We start from the raw sequence: 14,701 nt of genomic DNA on the forward strand, positions 1-14,701 counted from the left end.
TCATCGGGAGAAGTGCTCATGGCCAGCAGAGGCGTAAACAAAGTAATTCTGGTCGGGAATCTGGGTCAGGATCCAGAAGTCCGTTACATGCCGAACGGCGGCGCAGTGGCCAACATTACCCTGGCGACCTCCGAAAGCTGGCGTGACAAGGCGACCGGCGAACAGAAAGAGAAGACCGAGTGGCACCGCGTCGTGCTGTTCGGCAAACTGGCCGAAGTGGCGGGCGAATACCTGCGCAAAGGCTCTCAGGTCTACATCGAAGGCTCCCTGCAGACCCGTAAATGGCAGGATCAGAGCGGCCAGGATCGCTACACCACCGAGATCGTGGTTAACGTCGGCGGCACCATGCAGATGCTGGGCGGCCGTCAGGGCGGCGGCGCACCGGCCGGTCAATCTGCCGGCGGCCAGGGCGGTTGGGGCCAGCCTCAGCAGCCACAGGGCGGCAACCAGTTCAGCGGCGGCCAGCAGCAGTCTCGCCCGGCGCAGAACAGCGCTCCGGCAACCAGCAACGAACCGCCAATGGATTTCGACGACGATATCCCGTTCTGATATCCGGCCGTTTGCAGCCAACAAAAAAGCCCCTTCACGGGGCTTTTTGCATTTCAGGGGCGGTTACGCCGAGAAGCCGCCGTCGATGCTCAGGCTGGCGCCGGTGATATAACCCGCCTGCGGGCCGGCGAGGTAGGCGACGAAGCCGGCGATCTCTTCATCTTTGCCGTAGCGGCCGATCGCCATCAGCTGCTTGAGCCGATCGGCGAACTCGCCGGCATCCGGGTTCATTTCGGTGTCCACCGGGCCGGGCTGCACGTTATTGACGGTGATGCCGCGCGGGCCGAGATCGCGCGCCATGCCTTTGGTCAGGCCGACCAGCGCCGATTTGCTCATCGCATACACCGCCGCGCCGCCGAACGGCACGCGCTCGGCGTTGGTGCTGCCGATGTGGATGATGCGGCCACCGTCGTTCATGTGGCGCGCCGCCTCCTGGCTGGCGACGAACACGCTGCGCACGTTGACCGCCAGCATGCGATCCAGGTCTTCCAACGCCAGTTCCTCGGTGCTGCCCAGCGTAAACACCCCGGCGTTGTTCACCAGAATATCCAGATTGCCGAACTGGCTGACCGCCTGGCGCACCGCCTGCTGCAGCGCCGCCGCATCGGCGCTGTCGGCCTTGATGGCGAGGGCTTTGCCGCCGGCGGCGGTGATGGCGCTTGCCACCGCTTCGGCGCGATCGGCCGAGGCGGCGTAGGTAAAGGCGACGGCGGCGCCTTCACTCGCCAACCGTTTAACGATGGCGGCGCCGATGCCGCGTGAACCGCCTTGAACGAACGCGACTTTGCCTTGCAGAGGGTGTGCTGTGGTCATGTTATTTCTCCAAAGTGGGTGAGGGTAAAGTAAAGTGCCGGCATTCAGTATCGGAGATCGCCGGCACGGCCACTAGCCACAAAGAGCTATAATCAGTTCAAACCATTAGTTTGAAATCCATAGAGGAAAAGTATGCTGGGACACCTGGAATGCTTCGTCAGCAGCGCGGAAAACGGCAGCTTTTCCGCCGCCGGCCGCAAGCTGGGCCTCAGCCCGGCGGCGGTGGGCAAAAACGTCACCCGGCTGGAGACGCTGGTTGGCGTGCGCCTGTTCCAGCGCAACACTCGCCAGCTGATCCTGACCGAAGAGGGCGAGCGTTTTTTGCAGGAAGTCAGCGGTGGCCTGCAGTCGATTCAGTGCGCGTTGAAGGGCCTGAGCAGCAGCGGCGGCGTGGCGGCCGGCAGCCTGAGGATCAGCATGGGCACCGCTTTCGGTCTGAATTTCGTGTTGCCGATGTTGCCGGATTTTTTGGCGCGTTATCCGGCGATCGTGCCGGACTGGCATTTCGATAATCGCCAGGTGGATCTGATCGGCGAGCACTTCGACGCCGCGTTGGGCGGCGGCATCGAACTGGCTCAGGGGATGATTGCGCGCGAGCTGGCGCCCGCACACGGCGTGTTGGTGGCTTCGGCGGATTATCTGCGGCAACGGCCGCCGCTGCGGCAGCCGGAACAGCTGGCGCAACACACCGGGATTTTCATCCGTTCGCCACAGACCGGGCGCATCCGCCATCAGCCGCTGCGCAATGCGGAAAACGAGCAGCATGCGCCGGCGATGGCGATCGGCATGACGGTAAACGAGCCGGAGGCGGCGGCGCGGGCGGCGGAAATGGGCTTGGGCATTGCCTTGATCGCCATGCCGAATGCGGTGCCCTATCTGGAAAACGGCCGCCTGGTGCGGGTGTTGCCGGGTTGGTATGTCGATCGCGGCAGCATGCACCTTTATTTTCCCACCACCAAATTCTTACCGACCAAAACCCGGGTTTTTGTCGATTTCATCACCGAGCAGTTTCGCCTGCAGAAGCTGGCGACACGCTTCGACGCCCGCTAAAACGAGAAAAGCCCCTTGCGGGGCTTCTTTCTTCCGTCGGTTGGCTGTTCGACGATCAGTTGAAGATTTCTGCGGTGCCGTACAGTTTGTTCTGGCCGCCGGCGGCGACGATGCGGTATGAGCTGGCGCCCGACGCGGCGGCTTTGCTGGCCAGTTCGCTTTCCAGCGCGCTCAGGTTGGTGGCGCCGCTAACGGAGACTACGCCGATTTTCTGGGCGTCTGCAGCGGGTTGGCTGGATGGCAGGTCAGCGGCGAAGGTAGCAAAAGAAGCGGTAGCCAGCAGTGCAGCGGTAGCAAAAATTTTGACGTTTTTCATGATGTGTTCCTCAGCGTATTGATTGGATGAGAGCCCGTTGTCTCTCGATATGTTAAATAATAGTGCGACGGGGCGGAATAAAAAATCGGAGAGTTTTGAGTATCTCTGTCAAATAAATTGATTGTTTTTTCACCCGCTGGCGCGCGGTAAAAATCGCCACTACCCTTTACAGACGATCCTTAACCGGAGAAGCGTAATGACGGTAAACGCATTTATCGGCAGTTGGGCGCTGGTGTCCTCGGCATTTGAGAACCAGGACGGCGAGCTGAATTACCCGCTGGGTGAGCAGGTGCTGGGGCGCATCCACTATGAGGCCAACGGCACGATGGCGGCGCAGCTGTACAGCGCCGTGCGGCCGCGTTTCGCCGCCGACGATTTGGCGCAGGGGTCCGAGCGGGAGATCCGCGCGGCCTTCATCAATATGATTTGCTACTTCGGCCGCTATCAGGTGGAGGAAAGCGAACAGCGGGTGGTGCATCAGGTCGAAGGCTGTTCGTTCCCCAACTGGGTAGGCAGCCGTCAGGTGCGTTTTTACGCTTTCAGCGGCGATCGGCTGACGTTGCGCACAGTGCCCTTGCAGCTCGGCAACGGCGTGCAGGTGGGTGAACTGGTGTGGCAGCGGACAGGAGCTTCTTTATGATCATTGTTCATCATCTCAATCACTCGCGGTCGCAGCGCATTCTGTGGTTTCTGGAAGAGCTGGGCGTGCCCTATCAGGTGCAACGCTACGAACGCGATCCGCAGACTATGCTGGCGCCGGCGGCGCTGAAAAAGATCCATCCGCTGGGCAAATCACCGGTGATCGTCGACGGCGATCTGACGCTGGCGGAATCCGGCGCCATCATCGAATACCTGCAGGAAGCCTATGACGCGCAAGGGATGTTCATGCCGACCGACTTCCACGCGCGCCAGCAATACCGCTACTGGCTGCACTACGCCGAAGGATCGCTGATGCCGCTGTTGGTGATGAAACTGGTGTTCAGCCGGCTCGGGCAGCCGCCGATCCCCTGGCTGCTGCGGCCGGTGGCCGGCGCGATCGGCAAGGGCGTGCAGCGCGAATATCTCGACAAGCAGATCGCGCCGCACTGCGAATTCCTCGAACAGCACCTGAACAAGGGCAGCTGGTTTGTCGGCAACGACTTCAGCGCGGCGGACATTCAGATGAGCTTCCCGCTGGAGGCGATGGCGGCGCGCGGCGCGTTGGATGATTGCCCGAAACTGCGCGGTTTTCTGCAGCGCATTCACGCCCGGCCCGCCTACCAGCGGGCGTTGGAGCAGGGCGGCCCTTACGACCTGCTGAGCTAACCGGATGGGCTATACTCGATGGGGTCATTCTTCATCGGAGGTAGCCCATGGCTACGCAAATCTTCGTTAACCTGCCCGTCAGCGATCTGCCCGCCTCGATGGCGTTCTTCACCCACCTGGGTTTCACTTTCAACCCGCAATTTACCGATGACACCGCCGCGTGCATGGTGGTCAGCGACACGATTTACGTGATGCTGCTGACCCACGACAAATTCAGGATGTTTACCCCGAACCCGATCGGCGACGCCAAGCAGGCCACCGAAGTGCTGGTATGTCTGTCGCAACCCAGCCGGGCGGCGGTGGACGAACTGGTGCGCAAGGCGGTCGTCGGCGGCGGCAACACCTACCACCCGCCGCGGGACTACGGCGTGATGTACGGCCACGGTTTTCAGGATCTGGATGGCCATATCTGGGAATTGATGTATATGGATCCCGCTGCGGTGCAGACGCAATAACCCTGCCGCGACGGCGTTCGCCGGGGCGCCCGTCGCCCCGGTTTTATCGTGCTGGCATCATTCCCACCGCTTTCTGCATAAATTGCCGCGATCTTTAGTTGATTAGACGCTATGGAAGGCAGGATAATCGTTTGCCTTGAATAAACCACCATAAATCACCCGTACCGCGCGCTGCGAGTTAAACGTTTGCCTTGGTGCGCATCGCCGTTGGCGCTGCGACAGAAGGGCAAGGATGCGGAACGTGACGTAAACGATTACGTGACGATCGGGCGCGGGCGAGATTACAGGCCTGCTGCGACGGGCCGATTCATGAAACACAGGGGAAGTAACCTATGTCGAACTCTCAAGCGAACCACGCCGCAAAACCAACCGGCGGGCTTGATGGCTATTTTAAAATTTCCGCGCGCGGCAGTAGCGTGCGCCAGGAGGTGGTGGCGGGGCTAACCACCTTCCTGGCGATGGTGTACTCGGTGATCGTGGTGCCGAGCATGCTGGGCAAAGCGGGCTTCCCGCCGGCGGCGGTGTTTGTCTCCACCTGCCTGGTGGCCGGGCTGGGCTCGCTGCTGATGGGGCTGTGGGCTAACCTGCCGATGGCGATCGGCTGTGCGATCTCGTTGACCGCCTTCACCGCCTTCAGCCTGGTGCTGGGCCAGCACATCAGCATTCCGGTGGCGCTGGGTGCGGTGTTCCTGATGGGCGTACTGTTTACCATTATCTCGGTCACCGGCATCCGCGCCTGGATCCTGCGCAACCTGCCGATGGGCGTGGCGCACGGCACCGGCATCGGTATCGGTCTGTTCCTGCTGCTGATCGCCGCCAACGGCGTCGGCCTGGTGGTGAAGAACCCGCTGGATGGCCTGCCGGTGGCGCTCGGCGCGTTCACCTCCTTCCCGGTGGTGATGACGCTGGTCGGCCTGGCGGTGATCTTCGGCCTGGAAAAACTGCGCGTGCCCGGCGGCATTTTGCTGGTGATCATCGCCATTTCCATCATCGGCCTGATCTTCGACCCGGCGGTGAAATACCAGGGGCTGTTCGCCATGCCGAGCCTGGCGGACGCTGACGGCAAATCGTTGATCTTCAGCCTGGATATCATGGGCGCATTGCAGCCGGTGGTGTTGCCGAGCGTGCTGGCGCTGGTGATGACCGCGGTGTTCGACGCCACCGGCACCATCCGCGCGGTGGCCGGGCAGGCCAACCTGCTGGATAAAGACGGGCAGATCATCAACGGCGGCAAGGCGCTGACCTCGGATTCCCTGAGCAGCATCTTCTCCGGCCTGGTGGGCGCCGCGCCCGCCGCGGTCTACATCGAATCCGCCGCCGGCACCGCCGCGGGCGGCAAGACCGGCCTGACCGCCACCGTGGTCGGCATTCTGTTCCTGCTGATCCTGTTCCTGTCGCCGCTGGCCTATCTGGTGCCGGTCTATGCCACCGCACCGGCGCTGATGTACGTCGGCCTGCTGATGCTGAGCAACGTCACCAAGCTGGACTTCAACGACTTCGTCGACGCGATGGCCGGCCTGCTGTGTGCGGTGTTCATCGTACTGACCTGCAACATCGTTACCGGCATCATGCTGGGCTTCAGCTCGCTGGTCATCGGCCGCATCTTCTCCGGCGAATGGCGTAAGCTGAACATCGGCACCGTGCTGATCGCCGTGGCGCTGGTGGCGTTCTACGCCGGCGGCTGGGCGATTTAAGACCCTCAGGTTTCCCTCGCCCGGCGGGTGAGGGAAACTGTCACGGCATTTCCCTTCTTAAGATAAGTCTTCTTCTGCTCTGCACCGCGTTTTGAAAGGCACAACAAGCTTTAACGGCTGTAAAAAAAGTGATCTACTATCGGGACCAACGCAGGCCCTGAGCCGATGTCGTCTGAATCGTAGAGTCTAAGGAAAGCATGGAAATCTTTTTTACAATCCTCATTTTGATCCTGGTGGTCTCCCTGTCCGGGGTGGTGACGCGCATGTTGCCGTTCCAGGTGCCGCTGCCGCTGATGCAAATCGCCATCGGGGCCCTGTTGGCCTGGCCGCATTTCGGGCTGCACGTCGACTTTGATCCCGAACTGTTCCTGGTGCTGTTCATCCCGCCGCTGCTGTTCGCCGACGGCTGGAAAACGCCAACGCGCGAATTCCTGCACCACGGGCGTGAAATTCTCGGCCTGGCGCTGGTGCTGGTGCTGATCACCGTGGTCGGCGTCGGCTATCTGATCTACGCCATGGTACCGGGCATTCCACTGGTGGCGGCCTTCGCGTTGGCGGCGGTGCTGTCGCCGACCGATGCCGTGGCGCTGTCCGGCATCGTCGGCAAAGGGCGCATTCCCAAGCCGATCATGGGCGTGCTCGAAGGCGAGGCGCTGATGAACGACGCATCCGGTCTGGTGTCGCTCAAGTTCGCCATCGCGGTGGCGATGGGCACCATGGTGTTCACCGTGGGCGGCGCAACCCTCGAGTTCCTCAAAGTGGCGATCGGCGGCCTGCTGGCCGGCGTGGCGGTCACCTGGACCTACAGTAAATCGCTGCGGGTGATGAGCCGCTGGAGCGGCGACGATCCGGCGACCCAGATCGTATTCCTGCTGCTGCTGCCGTTCGCTTCTTACCTGATCGCCGAACACATCGGCGTCTCCGGCATCCTGGCGGCGGTAGCGGCGGGGATGACCATCAGCCAATCCGGCGTGATCCGCAACGCGCCGCTGGCGATGCGCCTGCGCGCCAACAGCGTATGGGCGATGCTGGAGTTCGTGTTCAACGGCATGGTGTTCATCATGTTGGGCCTGCAGCTGCCGGGCATTCTTGAAACCTCTATCCTGCAGGCGGAGCTGGATCCGACCATCCAGACCTGGTACCTGTTCGCCGACGTGGCCACCATCTACGCCGCGCTGCTGGTGCTGCGTTTCACCTGGCTGTGGGTGATGAAGAAGGCCAGCAACCGCTTTATGAAAAAGCGCCCGCTGCAGTTCGGCGACTACAGCACGCGTGAGCTGTGGGTGGCGTCGTTCGCCGGGGTGCGCGGGGCGATTACCCTGGCCGGTGTGCTGTCGATACCGCTGTTGCTGAGCGACGGCACCGCCTTCCCGGCGCGCTATCAGCTGGTGTTTATCGCCGCCGGGGTGATCCTGCTGTCGTTGATCGTCGGCGTGCTGGCATTGCCGCTGCTGCTGCGCGGCGTGCAGGTGGCCGACAAGAGCGCCAGCAAGCACGAAGAGCGCATGGCGATCGCCATGGCGGCCGAAGTGGCAATCGAGAGCGTGAATAAAATGGAAGAGCGTCTGGTCGCCGATACCGAAGAGAACCTCGATCCGCAGGTGTTGAAAGAGGTCAGCTCGCGGGTGACGGGCATGCTGCGGCGGCGCATCGCGTCGAAAGACGATATCGAGAATGCGCTGGCGATGGAAAACCTCGAGCGGCGTTTCCGCCTGACGGCGCTGCGCGCCGAGCGCGGCGAGCTGTACCACCTGCGCGCCACGCAGAAAATCAGCAACGAGACGCTGCAAAAACTGCTGCACGATCTCGACTTGCTCGAAGCGCTGCTGATCGAACGCGAAGGGTAAACCTCAGAAGAGGAATCATGTTTTCCTCTTTATTTCTTCCCGAAGGGCCGCCTGTGCGGCCCTTGTTTTTTGGCTACTTGAGCGGCGGCCAGTAGTCGCGGCAGCAGGCGATCCAGGCCTGCGCGCTGTGCGACAGGTAGCTGCCCTGGCGCCAGATCAGCCCGATTTTCCACTCCATGCGCGGTTCCAGCGGCAGCCAGACCAGGTTTTCCTTGTCCAGCCAGCGGCAGACCGGCTCCGGCAGCATGGCGATGCCCACGCCGGCCTGCACCATCGAGGCGAGGAAGTCCCATTGGCCGCTGCGCACCGCGATTTGCGGTTCAAAACCGGCCTGGCGAAACGCTTTCATCAGCATCTTGTACAGCGCGAAGTCTTCGTTATAAATCAGGATCGGGCTGTCGGCCAGTTCGGCGATATTGATGCGGGTGCGGTTAAGCCACTGCGGCGTGCGCGGCGCCACCACGCACATCGGATGGCCCAGCAGCGGCAGAAAGGTCAGCGGCTGTTCCGAATCGAAGGGCAGCACCGTCATCGCCAGATCCAGTTCGCCGGACATCACCGCCTGTTCGACCGACAGCCCGCCCAGCTCGGAAATTTTTAATTCGATGCCGGGGTAGGTCTGGCGAAAGCGGCGGATCAGATCGGCGATCTGCCTGCCCACCATCGGCGGAATGCCCAGCCGCAGCACGCCCTTTTTCACCGAGCTGATGTCTTCCAGCTCCGCCTCCAGCTGGCGGAATTCGTCGAGGATCGTCAGGCCGCGCTGATACACCGCCTGGCCGCTGTCGGTCAGGCGCAGCTTGCGGCCTTCGCGGATCAGCAGCGTGCATTCCAGCTCCTCTTCCAGATGCCGCAGCATCTTGCTGATGGTGGGCTGGGTGACGAACAGTTTTTCCGCCGCGCGGGTGAAGCTTTGCTGGCGCACCACTTCAACGAAGTAGCGCAGGGTGCGGACATCCACGTTAGGGTTCTCCTTGAGGGCGCTACCGGCGGGAAACTATTCCCGGACGGCATGATGTCGATAATTTTAATTCATTTCAGGCGTGGTTTCCCGGCTGCGTATACTGTAGGCCGTCAATTTATTGTTTGAGGTCATCTTCCATGTCTCTGGCGTTACGCCGCGTTGCCCCTTCCCTGCTGACCCGTTTGCAGGTGCCGATTCAGGTGGCGTTGTATGCGGCGCTGTTCCTGATCGCCGATCGCCTGGTGCAACAATTCCACCTGCCGCTCCCCGCCAATATCGTCGGCATGCTGATGCTGCTGGCGCTGATCCTGCTGCGCATTCTGCCGCTGAGCTGGGTCAAGGCCGGCTCCCGCTGGCTGCTGGCGGAAATGCTGCTGTTCTTCGTGCCGGCAGTGGTGGCGGTGGTCAACTATGCCCAGCTGCTGATGGTCGAGGGCTGGAAGATCTTTCTGGTGATCGCGGTCAGCACCATGCTGACGCTGGGCGCCACCGGGCTGGTGGTGGACAGGGTGTATCGGCTGGAGATTTGGCTGCAGCGACGGAAGCAGCGCCATGAATGATTTTATCCTCAGCCTGGCCTGCTTTCTGGCGACGCTGGCGCTCTACTTCGCCAACAAGAAGCTGTACCGCCGCCGCCGCACGTTACTGCTGATGCCGCTGGTGCTGACGCCGATGATCCTGGTGCTGCTGCTGGTGGTCACCCACATCTCCTATCAGGACTATATTGGCGAAACCCACTGGCTGCTGTGGCTGCTGGGGCCGGCGACCATCGCCTTTGCGGTGCCGGTGTACGAGAATCTGCACATCATCCGCCGCCACTGGCTGTCGCTGACCGCCGGGGTAACGACGGCGGTGCTGGTGGCGGTGTACAGCTCGGTGTGGCTGGCGCGCCTGCTGACGCTGCCGGAAGAGGTGCAGCGCAGCCTGGCAGTGCGTTCGATTACCACGCCGTTCGCGCTGGAGGCCGCCAAACAGATGGGCGGGCAGCCGGATCTGGTGGCGCTGTTCGTGGTGATCACCGGGGTGTTCGGCATGGCGGTGGGCGACATTCTGTTTCTGCGCCTGGCGGTACGCAGCCGCCTGGCGAAGGGAGCCGGGTTTGGCGCCTCGTCGCATGGCGCCGGCACCGCCCGCGCTTATGAACTGGGGCCGCAGGAGGGCGTGGTGTCGAGCCTGGTGATGATGCTGGCCGGCATTATCACGGTGGTGGCCGCGCCGCTGATCGGCCGGCTGATGTGGTAAGGAGGCGGTCTGCGGCGAACTGCGCCGCAGACCGTAGAGCGTCAAGGAAGGTTGCCTAACATCGCCGGCGTGCGCGATGATTGTCGCAAGGCGCGTCCTATCTCCTCGTGGCTGAAGATAATGGAGTGATGATTGCAGGGCAACGGATGCACCTGCAGATGTTGACCGATTGCCGACAGGCCATTGTCGGCAATCGCCAGCAGTTCCCGCTCATCGCCCAGGCCGGTGATATTCAGATTTGCATCTTCGGTCGCCTTGAACAGCGTGATGCGTGCATGTTGCAACGGTGCGCTGAGCGTTTGTTTCGCCAATGCCAGCTCCGTCGGCTCTGCCTTTAAGGCCCGGTCGGCGGCCTCGCCGTCAATACCCAACATGGCCAGCATCGCCGCCAGCATGCCCGGCTCGCTGCGGATCTGGAATGGGGTTCGGTAGAAGGTATCAAGCAGGAACAGTTGGATATCGCGATAGCCCTGGCTTTCCAGTTGAGCGGCCATCTCCAGCGCGATCAGGCCCCCTAGCGACCAACCCAACAGACGGACGGGGCGCGCCGGTGACAGCCGCATATGGCCGAGATAATACGCCGCCAGCTCGCGTAGCGAAGTGATGTGCGGCTGTTGGAACAGGTTGTAATTGTTGATGCCTAACACATTGAAATCTTTCTCTAAATAGTTCGCCAGATCGCGATAAACATCGCAACCGGTGACGGCAGGATGGATCATCCAAACGCTGTCGGGGGTGATGGCGTGGTTCAGGCGCTCTACCTGTTTAAAGGTAAAACTGGCCTGATTCAGACGCGTCAACAGCTGCTGCAGGGGTTCGGAGGTGGCTGGAGCCGTTGCGGGCACGCCGTCGGTGAGAATACGGGCCTGGCCGCGCAGCGTCGAGTGAGCAAACAGCGTCTTAATGCCTAACGAATGCCCGTGTCGCTTCAGTTTAACCAGCAGTTGAATGGCGTGCAGCGAATGGCCGCCCAGCGCGAAGAAATCATCGTCGCGGCCAATGCGCGTTGTGCCCAGCAGGTCGCTCCACAGTTCGGCCAACTGCTGTTCCTGCTCGCCTTGCGGGGCTTCATAAGCAGCGGTTTCCTGCATGTTGGCCGGTGCCGGTAACGCTTTGCGATCCAGCTTGCCGTTGGGCGACAGCGGAAAAGCATCCAGCCGGATAAAACAGGACGGCACCATAAAGTCCGGCAGGTGTTGCTGCAATTGCCGACGCCATTCGGCGGCGTCGGCCGTTTGCTCTGGGGCGATGACATAGGCGACCAGGCGCTTGCCGCCGCTTTCGTCTTCCCGTGCCAGAATGGCGGCGTCTTCAACCCCTGAACACTGTCTGAGCTGTTGCTCGATCTCGCCTAATTCAATGCGCAGGCCGTGGATTTTGACCTGGAAATCGTTTCTGCCCAGATACTCAATGTTGCCATCCGGCAGCCAGCGGGCCAGATCGCCGGTTTTATACAGGCGAGCCTGCGGCTCGGCGCTGAAAGGATCGGCGATAAATCGCTCGGCGCTCAGCGCCGCGCGGTTCAGATAACCACGGGCAACCTGAATACCACCGATATGCAATTCGCCGGCGATGCCGGGCGGTAACGGTTGCAGTTGGTCATCCAGAATATGGAGCTGGGTATTGGCGATCGGTTTACCGATCGGTACCAGTGGGCGAGGATCATCGGGCAGGCATTGCCAGCTGGAAACGTCTACGGCGGCTTCCGTCGGGCCGTAGAGATTGTGCAGTTCCGCCTGCGGCAACTGCTGCAGGCAACGTTGTACCGTAGCGAGCGGCAACGCCTCGCCGCTGCACACGATGCGTTTCAGGGAGGCGCACTGCGCCATATCGCCGTGGCGCAGAAACAGTTGCAGCATAGAGGGGACGAAATGCAGTGTGGTGACGCCATGTTGTGCGATGCAGGTGCTGAGATAATCCGGTTCCTGGTGACCGCCCGGTTTGGCGATGGCCAGCCGGGCGCCGACCATCATCGGCCAGAAAAACTCCCAGACAGAGACGTCGAAGCTGAACGGCGTTTTCTGCAGCACGACATCATCCGGCGTCAGTGTATAAGCCTTTTGCATCCACAGGAGTCGGTTGATCACCCCGCGGTGTTCGTTCATCACCCCTTTGGGTTTCCCCGTCGAGCCGGAGGTGTAAATCACATAAGCCAGGCTGCGCTGTGGATCGGCGGCCAGCGGCGGCGGGTTGCCATCCGGCGCTTGCCGCCACAGATGGCTCTCACGTTGAAGATGCAATCGCGGCACGGCGATATCGCGCAGCGGGTGCAGCGCGTGTTCGCCGCCATCGTCGATCAGAACGAATCTGGCGCCGCAATCTTGCAGCATGTGGCGCAGGCGGTCTTGTGGATAGTCGGGATCGAGCGGTACATAGGCGGCGCCCGCCTTCAGGATGGCGTACAGGGCAATCACCATATCCGGGCTGCGGTTGACGCATACCGCGATGCGATCGTCAGGCTGTAATCCCTGCAGCCTGAGAAAGGCAGCCAATCGATTCGCCCGCTGATTCAGCTGTTGATAACTGATCTCGTGGTCCCCGTAGCACAGCGCCGGCGCTTCTGGCGTCAGTGCGGCCTGCCGTTCCAGGAATTGATGTACGCCTTGCGGCATGTCTGCCCAGGTTTGTCGGGTTTCATTCCATTGATGGAAGATTTGCTGTCTTTCCTGCGGCAACAGCAGCGGTAACTGCCCCAGCGGCAGCGCCGGATCGCCGTCCAGTAACGTGTTCAGCAGGTGCAGCATGCGGGCGGCGATGCGCTCACCGTCTTCCTGACTGAACCAGGCCTGATTGAAGTTGAACTCCAACAGCGGGTCGTCGCCCGGATGGTAATGGCGCAGGTAGACGCCGAGGGGCAGCTGTTCCTGACCGTGGTGCAGGTTTTCCACCTTGAACTGGCTGCCTTCCAGTTCGATGTCGGTCGGAAAAACCTCCAGAGAAAAGCTGATGTCGAACAGCTGGCGCCGCTCCTGCTGATGCAGGTTCAACTGGCGGTTGAGTTCGGCAATGGGAAAACGCTGGTGACGATAACACTGGCGCAGCTCGCTGCCGATTTGCCGCAGTAAGTGGCCGAAGGATTGCTGTGAATCGACCGTGATGCGCAGTGGGATCATCGAGGAAAACATGCCCAATGTTTGCTTATGTTCGGCGGTACTGCGGTTATGTACCGGCACGCCCAGCGTGAATTGATCGGTTTGCCAAATCCGGGCGAACCAGGTGGCCAGCAAAGCGCTAAAAAAATGCATTGCAGAACCGCCCTGCGCGGCGGCGTATTGTTCCAACTGTAGGAAACGCTCGCGTGGCAACCGCTTGATTATCTGATGGCTGGGGTAGGTTTGTTGCTCACATTGATTTTGGCGGCGTTCCAGCATGGAGGGGGGCGCGTCGATGAAACGCTTCAACCAGAAATCACGATCGCGCTCGTAGCGTGGAGACTGCTGATAGGTGCGATCGCTGATGACGAAGTCTTGGTAACGCGAGTGGGGGGCTTCGTTTTTTATCCCTGCTTTTAATTGTTTATAGCGCTCCATGATCATTTTGCTCAGCAGGGAAATTGAGGTGCCGTCCGCAATCAGGTGATGGGAAGCAAGCAGCCATAGCGTGCTGGATCCGCTGACTTTGGCCAGGTGGCAGCGCCAAAGCAGGCTGTCATACAGTGAATAAGGCTGCAGGAATTGAGAACGAAGGTGTGTTTCTGCCAGGCTGATGGCATCTTGTCTGTGCGAAAAATCGTGGTAATGCAGGTCGATATAGGCCCGGTCGCAGGTTTCCTGGGTAATGCCTTGCGGCGTTTCTTTCAGCGTGGTTTGCAACGCATCATGTTGTTGCTGTATTTGCCGTATGGCTTCTTGAAAAAGCGGTAGCGAAATCTCGCGCTCTACGCGCCATAAACACCCAACGTTATATAAGGGGATATCGGGGTTTAAAGATTGGTCTAGCCACACGGCTTGTTGCACGGTCGTCAGGGAATAAGCGGACACGGAACCACCTCCACAAATAAGGAATGAATCGAATTAAATAAAGTGAGTCGCAGCCAAGCACTCGAACATTATAAAAGGTGATTATTAAGTTGGCCTGTTTTCACATTAAATATTTTTAATGATTTTATTTGATTATAATAAATGCAATGATTTTAGCGTTAATGTTTTGTATTTTATTTATTTTCAAACTGGTTTTTTTACCATTGCTTTTGTGGCGTGTTAATCACGATTGACTGGCTTTTATGCGTGATATTAGTAAGTGAAATAATGTAATTTATTGTTTTATTTGTGGTTTTTTTATTTTTGGCAAAAGGGGGAGGAGCTGAGGCGGTTCGTAAGCGATAACGGAGTGGTATCTCAGCGGGCAAGTTCGGTTGCTTCTCTGCAAGAGATAACAGGCTGAATCATAAAAAATTATAAAGAATCTCTTATGTTGTATTATTATAAAAGAAATAATAATGAATAATAAGAAGTAAAGCTTATTGT

General features: G+C 60.0%; 13 protein-coding genes. 9 read left to right on the forward strand and 4 right to left on the reverse strand.

The features are described from left to right. Nucleotides 1-18: 18 nt before the first annotated feature. Nucleotides 19-549, forward strand: a complete 531-nt coding sequence (ssb1, locus tag ACJ8QI_RS17360) for a single-stranded DNA-binding protein SSB1 (protein WP_004936793.1) — start codon at nt 19-21, stop codon at nt 547-549. A gap of 63 nt (nt 550-612) precedes the next feature. Here ssb1 and ACJ8QI_RS17365 read toward each other — a convergent pair whose 3' ends face one another. Beyond that, on the reverse strand, nt 613-1,362 hold the full coding sequence (locus tag ACJ8QI_RS17365; protein ID WP_060425175.1) for a 3-oxoacyl-ACP reductase family protein: 750 nt from the start codon (nt 1,360-1,362) through the stop codon (nt 613-615). A 132-nt stretch (nt 1,363-1,494) separates the two neighbouring features. Here ACJ8QI_RS17365 and ACJ8QI_RS17370 point away from each other — a divergent pair, with 132 nt between their 5' ends. Beyond that, entirely contained in the window at nt 1,495-2,412 is a 918-nt protein-coding gene (locus tag ACJ8QI_RS17370) for a LysR family transcriptional regulator (RefSeq protein WP_049201481.1), read from the forward strand. Nucleotides 2,413-2,467: 55 nt separating this feature from the next. On the opposite strand, the gene bhsA is transcribed toward ACJ8QI_RS17370, so the two are convergent. Then, nucleotides 2,468-2,728, reverse strand: a complete 261-nt coding sequence (gene bhsA, locus ACJ8QI_RS17375) for a multiple stress resistance protein BhsA (RefSeq protein WP_025304435.1) — start codon at nt 2,726-2,728, stop codon at nt 2,468-2,470. 196 nt (nt 2,729-2,924) lie between these two features. On the opposite strand from bhsA, the gene ACJ8QI_RS17380 reads away from it, so the two are divergent. The 5 genes from ACJ8QI_RS17380 to ACJ8QI_RS17400 all read left to right on the forward strand — a co-directional run bounded on the left by ACJ8QI_RS17380 (nt 2,925) and on the right by ACJ8QI_RS17400 (nt 8,029). Then, nucleotides 2,925-3,368 carry a lipocalin-like domain-containing protein gene (locus tag ACJ8QI_RS17380; RefSeq protein ID WP_033636188.1) on the forward strand — a complete coding sequence of 148 codons (444 nt, stop codon included), beginning with the start codon at nt 2,925-2,927 and terminating at the stop codon, nt 3,366-3,368. Continuing rightward, nucleotides 3,365-4,033 (forward strand): glutathione S-transferase family protein, encoded by a 669-nt coding sequence (locus ACJ8QI_RS17385; RefSeq protein ID WP_049201475.1) that lies wholly within the window; start codon nt 3,365-3,367, stop codon nt 4,031-4,033. Before ACJ8QI_RS17380 ends, ACJ8QI_RS17385 begins: the two co-directional genes overlap by 4 nt. Nucleotides 4,034-4,080: 47 nt before the next feature. Next, nucleotides 4,081-4,488, forward strand: coding sequence for a VOC family protein (locus ACJ8QI_RS17390; protein ID WP_149571916.1), 408 nt, complete (start codon nt 4,081-4,083; stop codon nt 4,486-4,488). Between the two features lie 332 nt (nt 4,489-4,820). Continuing rightward, on the forward strand, nt 4,821-6,182 hold the full coding sequence (locus tag ACJ8QI_RS17395; RefSeq protein ID WP_004936819.1) for an NCS2 family permease: 1,362 nt from the start codon (nt 4,821-4,823) through the stop codon (nt 6,180-6,182). 197 nt (nt 6,183-6,379) lie between these two features. Continuing rightward, nucleotides 6,380-8,029 (forward strand): Na+/H+ antiporter, encoded by a 1,650-nt coding sequence (locus ACJ8QI_RS17400; protein WP_025304430.1) that lies wholly within the window; start codon nt 6,380-6,382, stop codon nt 8,027-8,029. 73 nt (nt 8,030-8,102) lie between these two features. Here ACJ8QI_RS17400 and ACJ8QI_RS17405 read toward each other — a convergent pair whose 3' ends face one another. Continuing rightward, on the reverse strand, nt 8,103-8,990 hold the full coding sequence (locus ACJ8QI_RS17405) for a LysR family transcriptional regulator (RefSeq protein WP_025304429.1): 888 nt from the start codon (nt 8,988-8,990) through the stop codon (nt 8,103-8,105). A 140-nt stretch (nt 8,991-9,130) separates the two neighbouring features. Here ACJ8QI_RS17405 and ACJ8QI_RS17410 point away from each other — a divergent pair, with 140 nt between their 5' ends. Continuing rightward, nucleotides 9,131-9,553, forward strand: a complete 423-nt coding sequence (locus tag ACJ8QI_RS17410) for a CidA/LrgA family protein (RefSeq protein WP_004936830.1) — start codon at nt 9,131-9,133, stop codon at nt 9,551-9,553. Next, complete coding sequence (locus ACJ8QI_RS17415) at nt 9,546-10,235, forward strand: LrgB family protein (protein WP_004936833.1); 690 nt, start codon at nt 9,546-9,548, stop codon at nt 10,233-10,235. The genes ACJ8QI_RS17410 and ACJ8QI_RS17415 overlap by 8 nt, the downstream gene beginning before the upstream one ends. 41 nt (nt 10,236-10,276) lie before the next feature. On the opposite strand, the gene ACJ8QI_RS17420 is transcribed toward ACJ8QI_RS17415, so the two are convergent. Next, on the reverse strand, nt 10,277-14,215 hold the full coding sequence (locus ACJ8QI_RS17420) for a non-ribosomal peptide synthetase (protein ID WP_442532865.1): 3,939 nt from the start codon (nt 14,213-14,215) through the stop codon (nt 10,277-10,279). Between the last annotated feature and the right edge of the window lie 486 nt (nt 14,216-14,701).

Source organism: Serratia sp. CY84636, assembly GCF_052166245.1.
Classification (GTDB): Bacteria; Pseudomonadota; Gammaproteobacteria; order Enterobacterales; family Enterobacteriaceae; genus Serratia; species Serratia nevei.